Source organism: Clostridium coskatii (genome assembly GCF_001675205.1).
Classification (GTDB): domain Bacteria; phylum Bacillota; class Clostridia; order Clostridiales; family Clostridiaceae; genus Clostridium_B; species Clostridium_B ljungdahlii.
On sequence record NZ_LROR01000037.1, the window covers coordinates 89,042 to 110,440 of the forward strand.

Sequence of the window (21,399 nt, forward strand, 5' to 3'; positions counted from 1 at the left end):
TATACGTAGGCATATTTTTACAATAACGAAGCTCTTTTAAATATTTTGCATATAAGTCTTAGAAAAAAATTCATAAAAACTTAGAACTTTTGAATTGTCTGAGGTACGAGTTTTCAAAAGTTCTTAGCTTTTTTAGAATTTTTTTCTTAGACTTATCAAAATATTTAACGAGCTGAAGTTTGTAAAAAATATCCAGAGTATAAGTTGATTTTTTAGTTAGATACTCTATTCTAGAGGTATTTCTTTGCAAGCTTATCAAAACTGTCTAAAGATTTTTCTATTTTATCGTAAGAAATGCAATAGGAAAGTCTAAAGTGACCAGGGCATTTAAAGGATGAACCTGGAACTATTAGCAGGTTAAATTTCTTTGCTTCCTTTGCAAATTCAACGTCATCAGCAATTAATGACTTAGGAAATAAATAAAAAGCACCTTCAGGTTTAACACAAGAAAATCCTATTTTAACAAGATGATTGTATAGTAAGTCTCTGTTCTTCTTATATATATTCATATCTACGCTTGAATCCAAACATTTTGCAATTACCCTTTGAAATAAAGATGGTGCATTTACAAAACCTAAAATTCTATTTGCCACATTAAGGGCAGGCATTACATCTTTAAAATCATCCATATCACTACTGCAAACTACATATCCTATTCTCTCACCCGGGAGCGAAAGGGATTTGCTATAAGAATAGCCTACAATAGAATTTCTATAATAATTCAATATGTATGGAACCTTTACTCCATCATATGCTATTTCCCTGTAGGGTTCATCTGAAATTAAGTATATACTAGTACCAAGTTGTTCCTGTTTCTTGTCTAAAAGCTGTGATAAATCTTTAATAAGCTTTTCTGAATAAATTATTCCTGTAGGATTGTTTGGTGAATTTATGATTATTGCCTTTGTTTTAGCATTTATAGATTGCTCCAATGCATTTAAATCTGGCTCAAAAGTTTCTGTATCTGAAGGTACTATTACAAGCTTTCCACCAAAGTTATCTACATAATTCTCATATTCCCCAAAGAAAGGTGAAAATGTAATAACTTCATCTCTTGGATTTAAAAGGGTTTTGAAAATTATATTAAGTCCTCCTGCTGCACCACAAGTCATTACCAAGTTATTTTCAGTAAGCTTCAAATTGTATTTTTTATTTATGTTTTCTGCAATTTTAGCCCTTACATCCTCATAACCCGAATTGCTCATGTAACCATGAACCATATTGGGAGATTCCTCGGATATGATTTCATTTACTGCCTTTTTTATAGCCTCTGGCGGTTCTACATTTGGATTTCCCAAACTAAAGTCAAATACATTTTCTTCCCCATAAATTGAAGCTAGTCTCTTTCCTTCTTCAAACATAGCCCTTATTATAGAACTTTTAGATACGTGTTCTTTCATTTTATTGGATATCATAAAAATTGCCCCCTTTTTTCAATTCGTAATTATAGATTCTCAAAATTCAAAGTTAACTTATACAAAGCATGTAGTGACAAATTTCAACACCATAAAAACTTTTGACAGGTCTAAAGCTCAGTATTTTGAAAATCTAAGAACCTTAGTTAAACTCATACCTCAAACAATATCTAAGCCCCTAAGATTTTCTAAAATACTTCGCTAAGACTTATGGAAAAGTTTTTAAAGGTGTTCTCAATTTTGTCATTACATTTTATGTATAAGTTTAAACTTCGATTAGGATCTCTATAAACATAAAGTTAAGAGCTGAAAGTAAAGGTCAATTTTCCAAAGTGTTAATAGAAGAAAATCATTCATAGCCCTCAACTTTCAATTTTTAACTATATTTTATCATTATATAAAATATTTTAGCACATCAACTTGCAAATGTGAAACTTTAAGCGATTTATAGTTTTAAGGTGAATTTATTCCAAAGTATATAATGATAATTTTCAATTAGAATATCCATGAATTTTCTAACTTAAAAAACAACTTATGCGTAGTCATATTTTTATAATAATCAAGCTCATTTAAATGTTTTGTCTATAAGCCTTGGAAAAAATTTTTAAAAAATCTAGAACTTTTGAATTGTCTGAGGTACGAGTTTTCAAAAGTTCTCAGTATTTTTTTAAGTTTTTTACTTAGGCTTATCAAAATATTTAATCGAGCTTGTGGTTGTAAAAATATCCGAAGTATAAGTTGTTTTTTACTTAGAATTCCTATAGATATTCTAATTATTATTTTCCACTAAATACAGCAAAAATTATAGTTACAATTATAATCACAATACTTCCTATATATATTGCCATTCCAAGTGGTCTGCCTGCATTTATGGTCCAGCCTATGCCAAATCTTTTTTCCACAAATAAGGATGGATCATTCTTGTTATAATATATACTATTTCCTAGTACCCAGCACTTATCATCATCTTTATCGCCAAAACCGGACTTTCCTTTTTCTTCATCATCACTTTTAAATTTTATATTGCTTCCACCCTGTCCAATCTTTAAGGATAAGGCTATACTTCCTAAAATTGTAATTAATACAAAAGCCAATATTATGATGATTGAAAAAGTATTACTCACATTAAATACTCTAAACATCTGAACAGTAGCAACAGTTAGTAAAAGATTGGTCACTACAGCAAAGACAACCATATATATGGACCAACTTCTTCTAAATATACTATTTTTCTTTACGGATGCTTCTGGATCTATAGAACTAATCTGCTGTTTTGACCATCCAATTCCCTTATAGACTATAAAAAATATAAAAGTACTAAAAATCTGAGCAATTGGCATCTCCCAAATTAGAAACCTGGATTTAAATTGATATCCCGTTACATTACCGGAAAAATCCCAGTGTGTAGGGACTTTATAAGGTAAAGAGTTATAATTCATATATCCTAAAATTATATTTACTATAATGATAGCTGCAGGTATCAAGAAAAACCAAGCTGACACAAGCATATTGCTCTTGCTTCTAGAAAAACTAGTGTCTACAGTTACAACCTGTTTCTTACCTTGAAGCCACAACTTTTGTGACTTAAGATTTTTCATAGCTCTGTTTGATATAAGATATATTAAAAAGCTTATAAATACAAAGGCAAAAGTAGTAAACAAAATCATACCTACGTTTAAAAAACTATAATTTAGCACACTAAATAAAATAATAAAGGGAATTCCTATAATTAAATTATTCTTTACAAATTGTGCTTTTATATGCTTAATTTCATCTGAATCGATCTTATCTTCAGGGATTCTCACTCCAAATACAATTTCTTTTCTTGTAAATTTAGGAGTCAACATATTGATTACGAGTATTATCACAAAAATAAAAAATAAATATATACACATAAACAAATTATCTTTCATTTAATTCACCCACCTTAGTAGTTATTTATCTTTTTTAATATACTGCTTAAATATATCAGAACACAGACTCAGAATATCTTCCATCTTTTTTCCCCTTAAATGAGCTTCGCATATCAAGTAAGTAAATTCTTCCTTAAGTTTTTTGTCAAACTCCTCCGTACTTTCAGGGAATGTTCCACTTACTACAGCTCCTGTTCTCCTATCTACATTCAAGTAACCATCTGACTTTAACGCATTATATGCTTTGTTTACTGTATGAAGATTTATTCCAATATCTTCTGCCAGTTGTCTTACAGAAGGAAGGCTCTCTCCTAATTTCAGATTACCAGAGGCTATTCCTTCTATTATTTGCCTCCTAAGCTGTTCATATATAGGCATTTCCGATTCAAAATCTATTTGAACTAACATAGCGTCCCTCCTTTTCTATTTGTTATATATAATATATAACAAATAGAAAACATGTGCAATAGTTTTTTTACATTTTTTTGAGGAAAATTAAAGGTTAACGAAATGCAAAAAATAAAAGGTTATTTCATAATGAATTTTTGTTTATTATGAAATAACCTTTTTAATTTTTTAGTCTACAATTACCCCTAGTCCATCTGGTATAACCACAACCTTAGCATCTTTCCCCATAATACCATATGCACTTTCTAGAGCTTCTTCAAAAGTATCTGCCTGCTGCATATGCATACTTTTTATTATTTTAGGATCGCACATATCCGTTACAACAATTACTGTATGATTTGAAAGTATACTTGCAAGCATCTGAGATGCCCACTGATCAGGCACAGTTCTATTTCTAGGAACTTGTGAGACTTTTTTCAAGAATTCTTCCGGAGTATTCAAATTAGCTAAATTGTTATAAAAGGTTTCGCCACCATGGCCCTGGCTGCAAGCAGACACCATTATTATTACGCCGCCATCCCTGCAATTGGCTTCAGCTGCTGCCATACCCTTAACAGATTGATATATATTTTGATCAAGCGGATACCCTCCGTTGGTAGAAATAGAAATGCCACCTACTAATTTACTCACTTTTGATAAATTATGTACAAATTCACAGCCCTTTACATGGGCATCATTCACATCTCCTGCAAAAGCATTTATTATCCTTTTATCTTCATCTAGTGCTACATTTATTATGAAAGCCAATTCTGCCTTTTTAGCTGCATATAGCATGTCCTTATGAACAGGATTGCCCTTTAAATTTCCAACTCTTGCAGAAGGATGTGCTACAAATTCAGCACAGTGATTTGCCAGGATGGTCTTGGCAGAGGCTATTCCAGGCAGCACACTCTTTCTACCTCCTGAAAAGCCAGCAAAACAATGTGATTCTATAAACCCCTCTGCAATTAAAAGATCTGCTTTAACTGCAAGTTTATTTACTATAAGTTCACCACCAGATGGCAATGTACCGATTTTTACCAGATTATCTTCATTCTGTGCATCATGTACTACTATCTTTTCATTTTTTACTATATCTTCTCCATATTTATCTATGAGTTCCTGCCTAGTAGTAGCCCTATGAAGGCCTGTGGCAATTAGTATAGTAATATTAGCATCAGAATTTATACTCCTTATTCTTCTCAAAAGTGCAGGCATAATAATTTTGCTAGGAACAGGTCTTGTATGATCGCTGCTTATTATAACTATACTTTTTTTATTCTCAGCCAATTGTTCAAGTTTAGGTGAGTTTATAGGATTGTCAAGAGCTTTTTCTACTATTTCCAATTGTCCTAGCTCTGCTTTATATTCGCTTGCTTTTGATTCAAGTATGCCAAGTAAGTTGTTGTCATCTATTTCAGCTTCTATTATTTTTTTATGGTATGGTAATTCTATTTTAGCCATTCTAATTTCCTCCGAGAAATGTATTTTTAAAGTGACTCTACAATAATTACTTTACCAAACAAATACGATCTCAACAAATAATTATTTGTTAAGCTTTTTATATATAAGATTTCCTATAGTTTGAAGTACCTGGACAAAAATTATGAGTATTATTACAGTGTATACCATTATGTCAGTCTGAAATCTATAATATCCATATTTTACTGCCACATCTCCAAGTCCACCTCCGCCTACTGTACCTGCCATAGCTGAACATCCAACTACACTTATTACAGTAAGAGTTATGCCAAGTACTATAGAAGGAAGTGCCTCTTTAATCATAACTTTAAATATTATCTGCATATTACTTGCACCAAACGATTTTGCAGCTTCTATTATTCCCGGATCTATCTCTTTAAGTGAAGATTCAATCACTCTCGATGCAAAAGGTGCTGCTGCTATTGTAATAGGAACTATTGCTGCTGTTGTACCTATGGTTTTTCCAACAATAAGCTTTGTAAAAGGAAAAATTGCTATCATAAGTATTATAAAAGGAAATGACCTCAATAAATTTACTATTGCATCCAGTATCTTGTATACTACTTTATTAGGCTTTAATCCACCAGGTTCAGTTACAACTAGTAAGATAGCAGGTATAAATCCTATAATTACTGCAAGTATTGTAGAAACTATAACCATATAAAATGTTTGTCCAATAGCAGGAAGTAGTATTTCCTGAAATGTTTCACTAAATCCCATGTTTACTCTACCTCCCAGTTAACATTTTTTGAAGAAAGATAATTACATATACTTTCTTTGTCTTTATCATTTACATTTATAACCAGACTTCCTAAAACATCACTGCGGAATCTTTCAAGTTTTCCCCATACTATAGAAAACTTTATATTCAAATCTATAGCCATAGAAGTTATCAAATTGTCCTGGCTTATTTCCTTAGGAAAGAATATTCTTATGTTTATACCTTCATCTGGAAGTAAACTATCATTTCCAAGCAGCTTCTTTAGATTTTTCCCTGGTTTTAAAAATATTTCCTCTACATTTCCAGAAGTTTTTATTTCGCCTTCATCTATAATGGCAATTTTACTACATATTTCTTTTATAACTTCCATTTGATGGGTTACAACTACTATGGTTATTTTAAATTCATTGTTTATTTTTCTCAAAAGCTCAAGTATTGACTTGGTAGTATTTGGGTCAAGTGCAGATGTGGCTTCATCACAAAGTAGTATACTTGGATTTAGCGCCAAAGCTCTTGCAATAGCTACTCTTTGTTTTTGTCCACCGCTTAATTCGGAGGGCATGCTCTTTGCTTTATCACTAAGGCCTACTAAATTTAACAATTCTTTTACCCTAGTTTTTATTTTACTTTTTTCTAATCCCCAGACTTCAAGTGGAAGTGAGATATTATCATATACATTTTTTCTGTTTAATAAATTAAAATTTTGAAATATCATTCCCAAGTTTTTTCTAAAAGTCCTTATTTCTTTACCTTTTAAATCTTTCACTTCTTTGCCCATTACCTTTATGCTTCCTGCGTCATAGCTTTCAAGACCATTCAAGCACCTTAAAAGTGTAGATTTTCCAGCACCACTGTGACCAACTATTCCAAATATTTCACCTTCTTGTATATGAAGATTTATACTTTTAAGCACACTTTTATTGTTAAAACTCTTGCCTACATTATTAATATCTATCAATATATTTAACCTCCCATATCAATTTTAAGAAAAAATAAAAGCCCGAGAAAAATCTCAGACTTAGTTAACTCAAAATTTCTCTCATCTTTCAGCTCTCGCTGCAGGATTTAGCACCATTATACACTGTACTGGTTGCTGGATTTCATAGGGCCCGTTCCCTCAATCACTCTTGATAAGTTCAAGATTTATATTCAATTATGCTTTTAATTATAGACGTGACGATTTATTATGTCAATACATCCTATCTAAAAATGTTATAATTGTCTTAACTCAAAAACTCTGGAGGAATACCTATGAACAAAAATATAAATATTTTAATAGTAGAAGATGATACAGATATAAATAAGTTATTGTGCAAGATACTAGAAAAAAATAATTACAATGTCCGCGGGGCTTTTTCAGGTACTGAAGCTGAAATGTGCATTGAAAAATATGACTTTCAGCTAGTTTTACTTGATTTGATGCTACCTGGCATTACAGGAGAAAAGCTTATAGAAAAAATTCGAAAGATTAAAACTATGCCTGTCATTGTAATATCTGCAAAAACGGCTCAAGAAACAAAAATTCAAGTCTTAAAGCTAGGTGCAGATGATTTTATATCAAAACCTTTCGATGTAGAAGAAGTACTGGCAAGAGTTTGTGCACAACTTAGAAGGTATATGATATTTTCAAACTCAAATGAAAAACAAAACATATTGACCTATAAAAATATGACCTTAGATCGGGAAAATCACAAAGTTTTTATAAATTCTCAGGAAGTAATATTAACTATAAGGGAATTTTGTATACTAGAACTTCTAATGTCTTACCCCAAAAAAGTATTTACAAAGGCTAATTTATTTGAACATGTATGGAAAGATAAATTTATAAGCGATGATAACACCATAAATGTGCATATGAGCAACCTCCGCTCTAAAATAGCTAAAATTGACCCGGACACAGAATACATACATACCGTTTGGGGAATAGGTTTTAAGATGAAAGATTAAACTTAATGATTTCTTAAGTTTTTCTTTAGTGTATCTTGCTGATTTTGTTCTAATATAAAATCAACAAGAAAACGGAGGTTGATATCATGAATGATTTAGTACTTCATACAAAAAATCTTACTAAAAAATACAAAAATCACAAGGCACTTGATGATGTAAATATTAAAATAAGTAAAGGTGATATATACGGTCTTGTAGGCAAAAATGGAGCTGGCAAGACAACCCTTATGAGAATAATAACAGGTCTTTCTTTGCAAAACAGCGGTGAAATAGAATTATTTTCAAAAACTAGCAAAGACGAATTAAACAAAGAACGAATGAGAACAGGATGCATAATAGAAACACCCAGTTTCTTTCCTTATCTCTCAGGTAAAAAAAATCTTGAATACTATAGAATTCAAAAAGGAATTCCTGAAAAAGACTGTGTAGATAAAGTGCTTAATACCGTAGGCCTTTCGGATACAGGTAATAAAAAATTTAAAAATTATTCTCTTGGCATGAAGCAACGTCTTGGCCTGGCCCTAGCCTTAATTGCAAGTCCAGATTTTTTAATTTTAGACGAACCTATAAATGGCCTTGATCCTGTTGGTATAGTGATGTTCAGAGATATATTAAAAAAATTAAATAGAGAAAAAAATACAACTATATTAATTTCGAGCCACATTTTAGGGGAACTTTCTCAGCTTGCCACCACTTACGGCTTTATCGATAATGGGAAACTCATAGAACAAATTTCTGCAAAGGATTTAGAGGAAAAATGCAGGGAATATTTATCCGTAAAAGTAGACGATGCAGCTCATGCTTCTCTTATACTTGAAAAGAATTTAAATTGTACCTCCTATCAAGTGCTTCCTGAGAACGAAATTAAGATTTTTAAATACCTAGATAAGCCTGAAATGGTAAGTGAAGCTTTTATAAAAAATAGCATTAAAATATATTCCATAAGTAAGACATCTGCAAATCTAGAAAATTACTTCATGGATTTAATTGGAGGTGGCATCAATGCTTAATTATATAAAAGCTGAACTTTACAAAGGTTTAAATAGACTTTCTTATAAAGTTATAATATTAGTCTTAGTTTTACTATCAGTGAGCGCAAATGCACTATTTATAGGTCCTAAGGTCACAGCCTTGGAATCTCTATATATGGCCATGAGCTGCCTAGATGCAGTAATTTTTCTAGTTATAGTGTATATTGACGTCACAGAAGAATTAAAGGATAAAACCTTAAGAAATGTAATGGTTTCAGGTTTATCAAGGGAAAAACTATATATTTCAAAAGTAATTATTCCTATAATTTTATCTTTTATAACCTGCTTATTAGTATTAATTTTTTTTGTAGGAAGCACCTTTTTATTTCTTAAACCTGGTAATTTAAGTCCTGCATTTTTAATAAACTTATCATTAAGGATTTTATGCGCCATACCACTTTATATAGCTGCAATTAGTTTTGGTGTATTCCTCAGCTTTATTTTAAAAAATCAATATGCATATGCCTATACTTATGCAGCTATATTTGCTTTAATGGGCAGTTTTATAAAATTGCTTTGTGCACTTGTATCCAATAAATTTTATGGAATTTACAACATTTTAATTACTACTAACATAAGTGCACTAACTCCAATAAAAAATCCAAACTTAACTTTGCTGCAAATGCTCCCTTCTGCAGGACTGGGATTTGCATATACTATTATTTTTACTATAATAGGTATTATAATATTTAGAAAGATGGAAATAAAGTAATTCTTAGACTCAGGTGGAATTTACTTAAGAGTATGGGAGCCATGGGATAAAATAAGTTGAAAGGGTGATATATATGTACTTGTTTATTATAATTTTATTAGGAATTTTAGCAGGTATAAGTATCACCCTGCTTTTTCTTACAAAAAGTGAAATCAAACATATAACTGGCAGCCTGAAGAAAATAAACGACATAGATACAAACCAAAAAGTGACATTATCCTTTCAAAACCGCAGTTTTCAAAATTTAGCCCTAGAAATAAACAAAAATATAGATAAAAAGCAGCAGACAGAAGTAAAATACAAACATATGGACATGGAACTCAGGCAGGCTATAGCAAATATTTCCCATGACCTGCGTACTCCCCTTACCTCCATTATAGGATATATTCAACTTATAAAAAGTGACGATCTATCAAAGGATGAAAAAAATGAATATATGGACATCATACTAAACCGTGCAAAATCTTTAAAAATGCTTATATCAGGTTTTTTTGACCTATCAAGACTTGAAGCTAATGAATATGCTTTTGAATTAGAGTCTATCTCACTTTCAAATATACTTTGTGAACTAATAGCATCTTTTTACAACGATTTTACAAATAAAGAAATTGAACCTCTAATTGAAATTGATGAAAATGCACCTGAAATTATAGGAGATGAAAATGCAGTAAGACGTGTATTCTCAAATCTCATTCAAAATGCTTTAAAACACGGTGATAAGTTTATTTCCGTATCTTTAAAAAAAGATGGAAATTACATTGTAACTACATTTGCAAATAATGCTAATAATTTAAATTCAGATGATATAGATCACCTATTTGAAAGATTTTTTACAGGAGACAGGACGAGAACGGGCAAAAACACTGGATTGGGCCTTGCTATAACAAAAGCTTTGGTTGAACAAATGGGACACAGCATTACTGCTAATTTTAAAGACAACAAACTAAGTATCATTATAAAGTGGAAAATTTCTTAATTTGAATTTGATGTAAGGGGATTCGCCCCCTTACAAGCATTTTTTCATCATTTCAAGAGCTTCTACATCAGTCTTATCATATATTTTTATAGATCGTACAAGCTCTTTATAAGCTAATTTAAAATATCCATTTTTATAATAAAGTTTTCCCAGATATAATAAAACGTCCTGATCCTCAATTAAGTTTAAGAGTTGAAGACCTTTTTCAAATTCATCAAAACAATTTATTTTTAACAAAATGGCAAGCAGACTAAATATAAGCCCGCAGAAATCCTTTGAATCCTCAATATCTTCTGAGAGGTCTGTACACTTTTTTCCTTCCAATAAATCCTTAAACTTCATATATATCATATACTTTTTATTGTCAGGTATATCCTTAGGCTCATCTGTCAATACATCTTTAGTAGATATGGTGTCATCAAAGGTATTGCAAAGCATAGTATAATAAAAAGCTTTATCTATAAATTCCTCTGAACTTATCTTTTTTAGAAAACCATAAGCTTCTTTAAATTTTTTCTGATAAAACAAACAAACTCCCTTATAATAATATATTTTAGATCTGTTAGTTTCGCCTTTACATATTTTGTCAGCTTTATCTGCATATTCATAGGCAATATCAAACTTATTTTGACCATAAAATACGTCTGATAAAACTAAATATATATTTGGATCTGAACTTTTATCAACATAACCGTCAAACTTAGATTTCATTTCATTTATAGAAGCTTTTTTAGCTGCCATTATCTCACAGAATTTATAAATACCTTTAATATATCCTGGTTTCATCTTTAATAGCTTGTCACAATAATAAAGGGACGAGTCGTTGTCTCCTAGATATAAATATATACTGCACAAAACCAAGTAGGTTCTATAGGAACCCACTCCAACTAATTCATTTATCTGAATAGGAGGTTCCCCCATCTTAATACATTTTTTTAGTGAACTTATGGCCTTAAGATACTTTTTTTCACTAATAAAAGTATTGCCTCTTATAAATTCTAAGTCTGTAAAATTAGGATAATATTTTAACCCTCGGTCAACAAACTTATATTCTTCTGTATAATTTTCAAGTATTTGATTACAGGAAACAATCCTCAATATGAGTTTAGAACTAAAGCCTTCCATTGGATTAAACTGTTCATAGCTTTTCATATAATATTCCAATGCCTTTTTATAATCTTGTTTAGCATAGTACTCATTTCCCATATTAAATAACATAAATCCATTGTGAGTATCCTTATCCAGCTCCTTTTGAATTATGGCCATATTTCTCTGCCTTTTATCTTTTGATTCTACAATTTCATTTAAATATCCATAGTGATAAAATCTTATATTTTCAATCTTTATATCATCCTTACTAATAATGTGCTCTGGTGGAGGTATAAGCTGTTCATGTATGTCACCTAGAAACTTGTACCCTTTTCTATTTCTCACAAGTCTTACATTCAAATTCAAAGTAATATCACCACTGCTTACATTATCTCCTGAATAGCTTAGAGTTTGCATAAAATATACATTAGTTTTGTTATTTTTATCGTTAGTTAATTTAAGAAGCTTATTTGTATCCTCTTTTTCAAATTCGTCATCTGCATCCATTATAAGAATCCAATCTTTCTCAGCCTTCTCCAATGCACAATTTCTTGCATTAGAAAAACTGTTATCCCATTTATAATAAAAAATCTTTGCACCATATTTCTTAGCAATTTCTATAGTAGAATCAGTAGATCCCGTATCCACAATTATAATTTCATCTACAAAGTGTTTTACACTTGCCAGACATCTTCCAAGGACATCTTCTTCATTTTTAACTATCATACACAAACTTATGGGCACATCTACAAACCTCCTTTTTAGATTCCTATTAAAACATTTGAAAGAAAGTAACAAGCCAAACATATTAACTGGTTATTTCTTTGAAAATGGCTAACATGGTGCTGCCTAAAAGACAGCACCAATATAATTAAATTTTTCCATTAAAATAAGCCTCAAAATCAGCGGTATTAGTTCCCGTATCATAGTAAAGCCTTGTATAATTCATATAATACTTGGTAGTTAAAACCGTAGCACTATTTGCAGAAAGACTTATCGGATTAATATCATTTACAAAATAAGATGCTGTACTAGTTGGGGAAACTTGCAGCGCTACTGTAATTGCATTTGTAGTATCATTATTTTTAATATAATAAGAGTACATTGATTGCTGAGAAGTATCCTGCTGCAGCACTGATCCTATACCGGTACCTGTGGTTATAGCAGTGCTGGTTGCAGTAAATCCAACTCCAGTGGTTACTGAACTAACAGTACCTGCTACTGTTACTGTTCCTACTGTTACAGCTACTGTATTTCCTACACTTACGGTTCCTTCAACTGTTACTGTATTCCCTACAGTTACACTTCCTGCTACTGTTACTGTTCCTACTGTTACAGCTACTGTATTTCCTACGCTTACGGTTCCTTCAACTGTTACTGTGTTCCCTACAGTTACGCTTCCTGCTACTGTTACTGTTCCTACTGTTACAGCTACTGTATTTCCTACGCTTACGGTTCCTTCAACTGTTACCGTATTCCCTACAGTTACACTTCCTGCTACTGTTACTGTTCCTACTGTTACAGCTACTGTATTTCCTACGCTTACGGTTCCTTCAACTGTTACTGTATTCCCTACAGTTACGCTTCCTGCTACTGTTACTGTTCCTACTGTTACGGCTACTGTATTTCCTACTGTTACCGTTCCTGCTACTGCTAAATTACCACCTGATATAGTTAAAGCCTCAGCTTGATTTGTACCACTATTATAAGCATACATTTGGGTTTTTAAATCATTAGCTGTGCCATTAAATACTAAATTATTAGGCATGAATTTCCATCTCCTCTTTATGGTTTAATTCATTTGAATAGGCCTTATTTTTCAGGCCTACTAATATGTTATTCTTTCATCTATTAATTGTGATATATTTTACATTTTCTACAATTTTAATCTAGTAAGATGGATATATACCCCAAGCTTTCTATTGATAAACCTGACATATAAAGCTAAGTTTTACATATGCAAATCCAGAACAATTGAACTTCACCCTATAATATTTTCCATAGTATTTAGCTATTAAAACTTGTGACTTATTGGCATTAACAACCACTCCTGTATCTTCAATCCAGTGTTTTGAATCTACACTTACTTCTACCACTGCCTTAATTTGCACACCGCTAGTATTTTCAATAAAAAACGTACCATTTATAATACGTTCTACATTTACTGTAGGCGAAAGTGCTGTATTAAAAATTTTTAACTCCCAATGCTTTTCTACAACATCTACAATCTTCTGGTCATGGTTTATTTTTGAAGAACAAATCACTAATTTAGGTGCACCTTCATAATTAGGGCCCAAACTTGAGGAAAAGCTAGCAAGTGCTCTATGTTTTTCTCCAGATTTTAAAACTAATCCATTGTTCTTTATAGAATTATCATGCCACTGATCAAATATATGAGTTATATCTACATGAATAATTCCATGAGAGTTTTTATTTAACTCAAACTTTACCTGTTTTTCATAATACTCAGGCTGATTTTCAAATGACGTATTTAGATCAAATTCCTCTTTAAGTGGATGTATATAAAAATTTGTTTTAGAATGTGGTATATTAATTTTATTTAAGTATATTTTTAGCTCTGCAGAATCTACAACTATATTTTTAGATATATCATCTATATTAAAATACATATAACTTCTGTAAGTATTTTTTCTTGTAAACCCAGCCTTTAAATCATTATGTTCTATGTTACTTTGAGAATTTGAATTTGTTATTGTAATACATTTTTTACATACAATTTGTGTTTTTTCACAAGGCATGCAATTCCCCCCTCATAACTAGAATATGTATAAAACTTAAAAAAAAGGCTTACAAAGTTTATCTTTTTTTAAGCCTTTTTTAAGTTTCATGACCGAAAATATAATTAACTTCTAAGAGAGGAGAGTGAAATGATGACAATATTTCTAAAAAAGAATCTATTTAAGATAGGTCTTATTTTTCTAATATTACTATCCGCATTTTTTTGTATTTACAGTATAAAAAATTACAAAGCAAATACTATTATATCTAAAAACAACATACAACAATTTAACAATAATAAAAGCAATAAAAATATTCCTGTTCCAAAAGATAATGCTAAATTTTCAAATGGAACCAGGTATAATCAAAAAAATAACATTCAAAATCAGCCAGGTAATAGTATGCATTTTGGCAAAGAAAACAGTAAGAGATCTAGAAATGGTACACATCAAATACCCGGTGGAGATATGAGAGGAGACTTTTCATCTACCAAAAGCAAATATGCACCTTTTTTAACCTTATATTTAATAGCCTTTTTAATTTTGTGTGCTGGAACTTTCTACTTTATAACTCATAGAGATTTAAAAATAAATAGAAATAATATAAAAATATTGATTTTTTCATTATTGTGTATAGGACTATTTTTAAGGATTTCACTGTCTACAGTTATGGAAGGCTATGGCGGAGACATAAATTTATTTAAAGATTGGGCATCAACTGCAGCAAATAGTTTCTCTCAATTTTATACAAATGCAAAATCTGGCGACTATCCACCTTTATATATGTATGTACTATTTTTAATTGGTAAAATTGCAAGTGCAAGTTCAATTAATCCATATTACACACTACTTTTGAAACTTCCATCAATAGTAACTGATGTGATTACAGCTTATTTTATATACAGATTAGCTAAAAAGTATTTATCACTAGAATTTAGCGTTTTCCTTAGTGCATTTTACATTTTTAACCCGGTTACTTTTATAGACTCTGCACTTTGGGGACAAGTAGATTCTTTCTTTACACTAATTATAGTACTGTCACTGTTTTTGTTATCAGAAGGGAAGACAGTCTTATCATCTATAGCATTTACCTGTGCAGTGCTTATGAAACCTCAGGGAATTATATTTTTGCCAGTTCTTCTATTTGAACTAGTACGAGAAAGGAATTTAGAAACATGTGTAAAATCAATAATTTCGGCCCTTATCACAGCTTTAGTTATAATACTACCTTTTTCTTACAATCAAAATGCCCTGTGGATATTTAAATTATATTCAAAAACTATATCAGAGTACCCTTATGCTTCTGTAAATGGATTTAACTTTTTTAATTTAATTGGAGCGAATTATAAAAAGAATTCAGAAGTGTTTTTCATATTTAACTATCAGATTTGGGGAATGATTGCAATAATTGCAATTACTTTATCTTGCTGGTACTTATATGCAAAGAACAAAAACAGAGCATTTGTCTTTGCTTCAGCATTTGTTCAAATTTCAGGTGTTTTCACATTTTCCACAGGAATGCATGAAAGATATTTATTTCCTGCTGCCGCATTATCAATTATAAGCTTTATATACCTAAAAGATAAAAGACTATTAACCTTAGCAGTTGGTTACACTATAACAATTTACACCAATATTTATTATATTTTGTTTGGTGGTTCAAGAGGAATGAATTCAGATTCTCACAGTTTAATAACTGATGGTGTTTCGATGCTAAACATAATTTTGTTTATATATCTTATGAAAATATTAATAGATTTAATGTTAAAAATGAAAGGACGTGTAACTTATGAAAATTAAAAAAGCAATAATTCCTGCTGCAGGACTAGGTACAAGATTTCTTCCTGCTACAAAAGCTCAACCTAAAGAAATGCTGCCTATAGTAGATAAGCCGACAATTCAATATATAGTAGAAGAAGCTGTATCTTCTGGAATTGAAGAAATATTAATAATAACGGGCAAAAATAAGAGATCTATTGAAGATCATTTTGACAAATCCGTAGAGCTTGAAGATCAACTTAAAAAAAATAATAAAACCACTTTATTAAAGTTAGTTCAAAACATATCCAACATGGTAGATATATATTATACGAGACAAAAAGAACCTAAAGGATTAGGTCATGCTATAAGTCTTGCTAAAAATTTTGTAGAAGATGAACCTTTTGCAGTTATGTTAGGCGATGACATAGTTGACAGCAAAATACCCTGTCTCAAGCAGCTTATAGATTGTTACGATAACTACAATACTTCTATTTTAGGTGTCCAGCCTGTAAAGGAAGAAGCTGTATCAAAATACGGTATTATAAGTGACATTGAAGTTGAAAAGGGAACTTTTAAAGTCAAAGATATGGTAGAAAAGCCAACAGTCCAAGAAGCTCCTTCAAATATCGCAATTCTAGGGAGATATATTATAACTCCAAAAATATTTGAAATACTTGAAAAAAACAAATCAGATAAAAAAGGAGAAATACAGCTAACAGATGCCCTAAAAGAACTTGTAAAAACTGAAGCAATATATGGATATTGTTTTGAAGGCCAAAGATATAATGCAGGAGATAAATTTGGTTTCCTTCAAGCAAATATACACTATGCGCTAAAAAATAATGTCTTAAAAGGTGAGCTTTTGGAATATTTATCTACAATTAAAACTGCACTTTAGGAAAGTTCTAAGTAGAAGTTTCAAGTCATATAAAAACATGCTGACAAATTTCATCTTATAAGTTCCTATCAAAATTAAAATTGTGATATAATTTGCATATACAAATTTATGAAATAAACTAATGAATCCATAAGGTGGTAAGAAAAATGACAATACAGGTATATTTAGTTTTTATGCTAACTTTTATTATTTATGTTATAGGAACATTAGCATATTCTACTAGAACTGTGGGAATAAAAACTGGTAGAATTGCAGTATCTTTTGCTGTATTTAATGTTTTTGTACTTATACAAAGAACAGCTAATACTATTCAAGCTCCATTGTTAGCAAAAACTATTGAAAATGGTATAAATACAGGTCATTCTAGTAACTTACTGTATATTTTTAGATGGATAGTTTTTTCTATTACGTTAGCCACAATAGCTGGTGCAATTTTAATGCCAACTTTTATAAAAGTGTTTAGCAAATTGGTTATATCATTTAGTGTTTACAGGTCTGTACCTAGATTGATGATTCATGCATTTTCAAAATCAGGAATTGAGCAGTTTAAAAATAGTATTTCAATTCCTAAAAGAGAAAATTTATCTGAATTAAAGAACTTTAGAAAAACTCCTAAAAAGGTAATTTTACTAAATATTATTGCATTTTCTATATCAAGTATAAGTATTTTATCATCATTATATGCTGGATGCTTAAGTCCTAGTTTAAGAACTACTTGCAGCACTTTAGCATCTGTAATCAACAGTATTTCAACAATATTCATGTTTATATTTATTGATCCATATTTATCTATGATGACAGATGATGTGATAAGAGGAGAACGTACAGAATTGGAATTTAACCGCTGCATAATTTTTATTGTTGGTGGATTGATTATTGGAAGTATATTAGCACAATTAATATTAGTGCCTGCTTCACATCTAATAGTCCTTATAGCAAAGTTAATTTAGTTCATGTGAAAGTTTGTTTTAATTTCCAAACTATAAAGTTTAGTTTCTCACTTAAAAATAAACTTATGTGTAGAAATATTTTACAATAAGCAAACACATTTAAATATTTTGCATATAAGTCTTAGTAAAAAATTCCAGAAAAACTTAGACCTTTTGAATTGTCTGAGGTACGAGTTTTCAAAAGATCTTAGGTTTTCAAAATTTTTTGGTTAGACTTATCAAAATATTTAAGGAGCTGAAGGTTGTAGAAAATATCCATAGTATAAGTTGATTTTTTGCTTAGAAACCCTATCTAGGCTTCAAATGTGCTGAATGCCTCTAAGAATTTATCAATATCTTCTTCAGTATGCTTTACATTTAAAAATATAGCTTCAAATTGAGAAGGTGCAATATAAATGCCTTTGCTCAACATATGCTGAAAATACTTTGCAAAAAGAGCAGTATCACATTTTTTAGCATCTTCATAATTTCTAACTTCTGAATCTTTAGTAAAGAATATAGCAAACATTGCTCCGCACCTATTTACTACAACATTTATGCCCTTCTTTTTTGCTATGTCCTTTATACCCTGTTCCAATTTTGCACCTAATTTTTCAAGATGTTCATAGTAATCAGGATTGTCGTGCAGCTTCTTTAAAGTTGCAATTCCTGCAGCCATTACAAGGGGATTTCCGGACATTGTTCCTGCCTGATAGACAGGTCCCATTGGTGAAAGTTTTTCCATTATTTCTTTTCTTCCACCATAAGCACCACAAGGAAGACCTCCACCTATAATTTTTGCAAAAGTAGTTATATCCGGTTTTATTCCATAAATGCTCTGGGCTCCTTTATAGGCTACCCTAAATCCACTCATTACTTCATCAAAAATAAGCAAGCTTCCATTTTTATCACAAATACTTCGAAGCCCTTTTAAGAAATTGGCATCCCCAGGAATTACGCCCATATTTCCTGCTACTGGTTCTACTATAATCGCTGCAATGTCTTTACCATGCTTCTCAAAAATTTTCTCCACATTAGAAAGATCATTATATTTAGCTATTAAAGTATTTTTCACACTGTCCTCAGGAACCCCAGCGCTTCCTGGAATTCCTTCTGTCATGACTCCAGAACCTGCTTCTACTAAAAAATCATCAAAATGACCATGATAGCAACCTGCAAATTTTATTATTTTATTTCTTCCAGTACACCCTCTAGCAAGCTTTACCGCACTCATAGTTGCTTCTGTTCCTGAATTTACCATTCTAAGCATTTCTACATTATCTAAAGTGGTACATACATATTTTGCAAGCTCCAATTCAAGCTCTGTAGTAGCACCAAAAGATATAGCATTTTCACTTGTATCCTTTATAGCCTTTACCACATCATCATCACAGTGTCCTAAAATCATAGGCCCCCATGAGCATACAAAATCTATGTATTTATTACCATCCTCATCATAAATATAAGCTCCTTTTCCCCTTTTTATAACAGGTGGATTCAAAGGCACATCTTTAAATGCTCTAACAGGACTATTTACTCCTCCTGGCATGTATAATTTGGATTCATTAAATATATCATCATTTCTCATTAAGTTTTACATCTCCATTTCTTCATCATTAACAGAATATTTTATTTATAAGCTTTAAATATTCATCTTCTTTTCCTTGAAGTTTTGCTTCTTTTAACACATCTATAGCCCTGTTTATATACACTTTGGCTGTACTCTGTATCATAGTTTGTACGAGTACTTCATTATCTTTGGTATACCTCTTATTTTTAAAAGTCTCTATCCTCTTTTCACATATTTCACTTCCAAAACTTTTCATCTTCTGTATTTCCGGTGAAAGTTCATCTAAAGACTGCCATTTTATAAATTCATCTATATATTCTTGGATAATATACCTGTACTTTTCCATTTTTTCTTTTCGCATAATCTTATTATTTTCATCAATACTGCTTATATTATCTATATCATATACTTTTACATCTGGAAGAGTTAATACACCTGCATCTATATCTTTAGGTACTGCAAGATCAAATATGAGAAATTTCTTTTTAGGAAGTTCTTCTTTATAAATTATAGCATGAGGTGCAGAAGTACAACTTATAATACAATCCACATTGCTATAATAAGCTTTTCTTTCTTTAAAAGTTATGAACTTAATCCAGTTACAATTTTCATATAAATCTTTAACTTTGTTCAAATCACGTACTACGATATATACTATCTCGGTATTCAAGCCAGCTAAATATTTGAGAACAAGCCTTCCTATTTCACCAAACCCAATTACCATATACCTTTTTACTTTGCTCTTTTCTGCTTCTTTAACAGCTATTGATGGTACAGATACAGGTATTTTATACATTTCACAGTCATTCTTAAACTTCTTACCACAAGTTATTGCATTCTGAAATAGCCTCTGAAGCTGTCCTTTTATAGTCTTAGCTTTTAATGCCATATTATATGCAGTCTTAATTTGTCCTAAAATTTGATCTTCTCCCAAAATTTTAGAATGGAAACCACAACTTACTTCCATTAAATGCTTAATAGCATCTTCACTTTTTGCATAAAAGGTATATGTAATAAGTTCCCTGCTCCAACCTAAAGCATCAAATACAGCATTTATTAGTTCTTCACCTTGTATATTAGAATCCACATATATTTCTGTTCTGTTACAAGTACTCAAAATTAAAACGTTTGCTGTAATTTTATAAACATTTTTTAATTTATCTTCTAATTTTGACGATACAATAGAGAACTTCTGCCTTATTTCAATATCACATTCACTTTTTACCCCTATAAGTTGTATCATTTTATCAACTCCAATATTACAACTATATTATTATAATTAAAATATAACTTCACTATATACCTAAAAAACCCTTTAACTAAGTGTTAAAAGGTCTTCACACATAAAACATAAGTAATAAATACTTTATTTATTACAATGCCCCCTATCACTTGTAGAGTTAATGGCCTACTATATAGGCAGGTCTTCTGACTTAAGCTTCATCATTTAAGTATGCCTTCCCTATTTACAAGTGGCTTGTCTTACTTAAATTCACCTAATACAGCTACAAGATAGTTCAGGATTTCCACCTGATTCCCTTTTAATTAAATGTAATTAAACCTATACTATTATTTGTTAAATTTTATTTTACAACATTAATTTTCACCTTAATTATAACATTATCATAAAAAGAATCAACTATAGAGTTTCTAGATTGAAAGTTGACATATACCGGTTCATATGCTGACAAATTTCATCATACTAAAAACTTTTTATAGGTCTAAAGTTCGGTATTTTGAAAATCTAAAGAAGCTTATATAAACTCGTACCTCAGACATATATAAGCTTCTAAGATTTTCTAAAATACCTCACTAAGACTTATAAAAAAA

At 30.7% G+C, this 21,399-nt stretch carries 18 protein-coding genes and 2 riboswitches; of the genes, 7 read left to right on the plus strand and 11 right to left on the minus strand.

Features of this window, described 5'->3' with window-relative positions; translation table 11 throughout:
- Positions 1 to 230: 230 nt before the first annotated feature.
- The 6 genes from CLCOS_RS06925 to CLCOS_RS06950 form a co-directional block, all read right to left on the minus strand.
- Positions 231 to 1,415 carry a pyridoxal phosphate-dependent aminotransferase gene (locus tag CLCOS_RS06925; RefSeq protein WP_013237147.1) on the minus strand — a complete coding sequence of 395 codons (1,185 nt, stop codon included), beginning with the start codon at positions 1,413 to 1,415 and terminating at the stop codon, positions 231 to 233.
- Between the two features lie 776 nt (positions 1,416 to 2,191).
- A complete protein-coding gene (locus CLCOS_RS06930) occupies positions 2,192 to 3,328 on the minus strand; it encodes a DUF1648 domain-containing protein (protein WP_013237146.1) in 1,137 nt (378 codons plus the stop codon).
- 21 nt (positions 3,329 to 3,349) lie between these two features.
- Positions 3,350 to 3,736: a GntR family transcriptional regulator gene (locus CLCOS_RS06935; protein WP_013237145.1), complete on the minus strand. Its 387-nt coding sequence runs from the start codon at positions 3,734 to 3,736 to the stop codon at positions 3,350 to 3,352.
- A 168-nt stretch (positions 3,737 to 3,904) separates the two neighbouring features.
- Positions 3,905 to 5,179: a nickel-dependent lactate racemase gene (gene larA / locus CLCOS_RS06940; protein WP_063600337.1), complete on the minus strand. Its 1,275-nt coding sequence runs from the start codon at positions 5,177 to 5,179 to the stop codon at positions 3,905 to 3,907.
- 81 nt (positions 5,180 to 5,260) lie between these two features.
- Positions 5,261 to 5,917 (minus strand): methionine ABC transporter permease, encoded by a 657-nt coding sequence (locus CLCOS_RS06945; protein ID WP_013237143.1) that lies wholly within the window; start codon positions 5,915 to 5,917, stop codon positions 5,261 to 5,263.
- A gap of 2 nt (positions 5,918 to 5,919) precedes the next feature.
- Positions 5,920 to 6,876 carry a methionine ABC transporter ATP-binding protein gene (locus tag CLCOS_RS06950; RefSeq protein WP_013237142.1) on the minus strand — a complete coding sequence of 319 codons (957 nt, stop codon included), beginning with the start codon at positions 6,874 to 6,876 and terminating at the stop codon, positions 5,920 to 5,922.
- Between the two features lie 78 nt (positions 6,877 to 6,954).
- A riboswitch (SAM riboswitch) is annotated at positions 6,955 to 7,055 on the minus strand.
- A gap of 114 nt (positions 7,056 to 7,169) precedes the next feature.
- Here CLCOS_RS06950 and CLCOS_RS06955 point away from each other — a divergent pair.
- From CLCOS_RS06955 to CLCOS_RS06970, 4 genes are all read left to right on the plus strand, one after another.
- The gene (locus tag CLCOS_RS06955; protein WP_063600336.1) at positions 7,170 to 7,865 is read left to right on the plus strand and encodes a response regulator transcription factor; all 696 of its coding nucleotides are present in this window, start codon (positions 7,170 to 7,172) and stop codon (positions 7,863 to 7,865) included.
- Between the two features lie 86 nt (positions 7,866 to 7,951).
- A complete protein-coding gene (locus tag CLCOS_RS06960) occupies positions 7,952 to 8,875 on the plus strand; it encodes an ATP-binding cassette domain-containing protein (RefSeq protein ID WP_063600335.1) in 924 nt (307 codons plus the stop codon).
- Complete coding sequence (locus tag CLCOS_RS06965) at positions 8,868 to 9,608, plus strand: ABC transporter permease subunit (protein WP_063600334.1); 741 nt, start codon at positions 8,868 to 8,870, stop codon at positions 9,606 to 9,608. Before CLCOS_RS06960 ends, CLCOS_RS06965 begins: the two co-directional genes overlap by 8 nt.
- A 73-nt stretch (positions 9,609 to 9,681) precedes the next feature.
- Entirely contained in the window at positions 9,682 to 10,584 is a 903-nt protein-coding gene (locus tag CLCOS_RS06970) for a sensor histidine kinase (RefSeq protein ID WP_063600333.1), read from the plus strand.
- 30 nt (positions 10,585 to 10,614) lie between these two features.
- On the opposite strand, the gene CLCOS_RS06975 is transcribed toward CLCOS_RS06970, so the two are convergent.
- The 3 genes from CLCOS_RS06975 to CLCOS_RS06985 all read right to left on the minus strand — a co-directional run bounded on the left by CLCOS_RS06975 (position 10,615) and on the right by CLCOS_RS06985 (position 14,432).
- Positions 10,615 to 12,417, minus strand: coding sequence for a tetratricopeptide repeat-containing glycosyltransferase family 2 protein (locus CLCOS_RS06975; RefSeq protein WP_192847878.1), 1,803 nt, complete (start codon positions 12,415 to 12,417; stop codon positions 10,615 to 10,617).
- A gap of 127 nt (positions 12,418 to 12,544) precedes the next feature.
- Positions 12,545 to 13,441 (minus strand): DUF6385 domain-containing protein, encoded by an 897-nt coding sequence (locus tag CLCOS_RS06980; protein ID WP_013237136.1) that lies wholly within the window; start codon positions 13,439 to 13,441, stop codon positions 12,545 to 12,547.
- 151 nt (positions 13,442 to 13,592) lie between these two features.
- Positions 13,593 to 14,432 (minus strand): DNRLRE domain-containing protein, encoded by an 840-nt coding sequence (locus tag CLCOS_RS06985; protein WP_063600332.1) that lies wholly within the window; start codon positions 14,430 to 14,432, stop codon positions 13,593 to 13,595.
- A 132-nt stretch (positions 14,433 to 14,564) separates the two neighbouring features.
- Here CLCOS_RS06985 and CLCOS_RS06990 point away from each other — a divergent pair, with 132 nt between their 5' ends.
- The 3 genes from CLCOS_RS06990 to CLCOS_RS07000 all read left to right on the plus strand — a co-directional run bounded on the left by CLCOS_RS06990 (position 14,565) and on the right by CLCOS_RS07000 (position 18,020).
- Positions 14,565 to 16,211 carry a glycosyltransferase 87 family protein gene (locus CLCOS_RS06990; protein WP_242866885.1) on the plus strand — a complete coding sequence of 549 codons (1,647 nt, stop codon included), beginning with the start codon at positions 14,565 to 14,567 and terminating at the stop codon, positions 16,209 to 16,211.
- Entirely contained in the window at positions 16,201 to 17,070 is an 870-nt protein-coding gene (gene galU, locus CLCOS_RS06995) for a UTP--glucose-1-phosphate uridylyltransferase GalU (protein WP_063600331.1), read from the plus strand. The genes CLCOS_RS06990 and galU overlap by 11 nt, the downstream gene beginning before the upstream one ends.
- 146 nt (positions 17,071 to 17,216) lie before the next feature.
- Entirely contained in the window at positions 17,217 to 18,020 is an 804-nt protein-coding gene (locus tag CLCOS_RS07000) for a lipid II flippase Amj family protein (RefSeq protein ID WP_063600330.1), read from the plus strand.
- Positions 18,021 to 18,312: 292 nt separating this feature from the next.
- On the opposite strand, the gene hemL is transcribed toward CLCOS_RS07000, so the two are convergent.
- Together hemL and hemA are read right to left on the minus strand one after the other, a co-directional pair.
- Positions 18,313 to 19,587 (minus strand): glutamate-1-semialdehyde 2,1-aminomutase, encoded by a 1,275-nt coding sequence (gene hemL, locus CLCOS_RS07005; RefSeq protein ID WP_013237131.1) that lies wholly within the window; start codon positions 19,585 to 19,587, stop codon positions 18,313 to 18,315.
- Between the two features lie 28 nt (positions 19,588 to 19,615).
- Positions 19,616 to 20,812 (minus strand): glutamyl-tRNA reductase, encoded by a 1,197-nt coding sequence (gene hemA / locus CLCOS_RS07010; RefSeq protein WP_063600329.1) that lies wholly within the window; start codon positions 20,810 to 20,812, stop codon positions 19,616 to 19,618.
- A 158-nt stretch (positions 20,813 to 20,970) separates the two neighbouring features.
- Positions 20,971 to 21,149: riboswitch (cobalamin riboswitch) on the minus strand.
- Between the last annotated feature and the right edge of the window lie 250 nt (positions 21,150 to 21,399).

Excerpts from the sequence above, each read along its gene's own strand:
- CLCOS_RS06925 (WP_013237147.1), bottom strand. The coding sequence starts at position 1,415 with ATGATATCCAATAAAATGAAAGAACACGTATCTAAAAGTTCTATAATA.
- CLCOS_RS06930 (WP_013237146.1), bottom strand. The coding sequence starts at position 3,328 with ATGAAAGATAATTTGTTTATGTGTATATATTTATTTTTTATTTTTGTG.
- CLCOS_RS06935 (WP_013237145.1), bottom strand. The coding sequence starts at position 3,736 with ATGTTAGTTCAAATAGATTTTGAATCGGAAATGCCTATATATGAACAG.
- larA (WP_063600337.1), bottom strand. The coding sequence starts at position 5,179 with ATGGCTAAAATAGAATTACCATACCATAAAAAAATAATAGAAGCTGAA.
- CLCOS_RS06945 (WP_013237143.1), bottom strand. The coding sequence starts at position 5,917 with ATGGGATTTAGTGAAACATTTCAGGAAATACTACTTCCTGCTATTGGA.
- CLCOS_RS06955 (WP_063600336.1), top strand. The coding sequence starts at position 7,170 with ATGAACAAAAATATAAATATTTTAATAGTAGAAGATGATACAGATATA.
- CLCOS_RS06960 (WP_063600335.1), top strand. The coding sequence starts at position 7,952 with ATGAATGATTTAGTACTTCATACAAAAAATCTTACTAAAAAATACAAA.
- CLCOS_RS06965 (WP_063600334.1), top strand. The coding sequence starts at position 8,868 with ATGCTTAATTATATAAAAGCTGAACTTTACAAAGGTTTAAATAGACTT.
- CLCOS_RS06970 (WP_063600333.1), top strand. The coding sequence starts at position 9,682 with ATGTACTTGTTTATTATAATTTTATTAGGAATTTTAGCAGGTATAAGT.
- CLCOS_RS06980 (WP_013237136.1), bottom strand. The coding sequence starts at position 13,441 with ATGCCTAATAATTTAGTATTTAATGGCACAGCTAATGATTTAAAAACC.
- CLCOS_RS06985 (WP_063600332.1), bottom strand. The coding sequence starts at position 14,432 with ATGCCTTGTGAAAAAACACAAATTGTATGTAAAAAATGTATTACAATA.
- CLCOS_RS06990 (WP_242866885.1), top strand. The coding sequence starts at position 14,565 with ATGACAATATTTCTAAAAAAGAATCTATTTAAGATAGGTCTTATTTTT.
- galU (WP_063600331.1), top strand. The coding sequence starts at position 16,201 with ATGAAAATTAAAAAAGCAATAATTCCTGCTGCAGGACTAGGTACAAGA.
- CLCOS_RS07000 (WP_063600330.1), top strand. The coding sequence starts at position 17,217 with ATGACAATACAGGTATATTTAGTTTTTATGCTAACTTTTATTATTTAT.
- hemL (WP_013237131.1), bottom strand. The coding sequence starts at position 19,587 with ATGAGAAATGATGATATATTTAATGAATCCAAATTATACATGCCAGGA.
- hemA (WP_063600329.1), bottom strand. The coding sequence starts at position 20,812 with ATGATACAACTTATAGGGGTAAAAAGTGAATGTGATATTGAAATAAGG.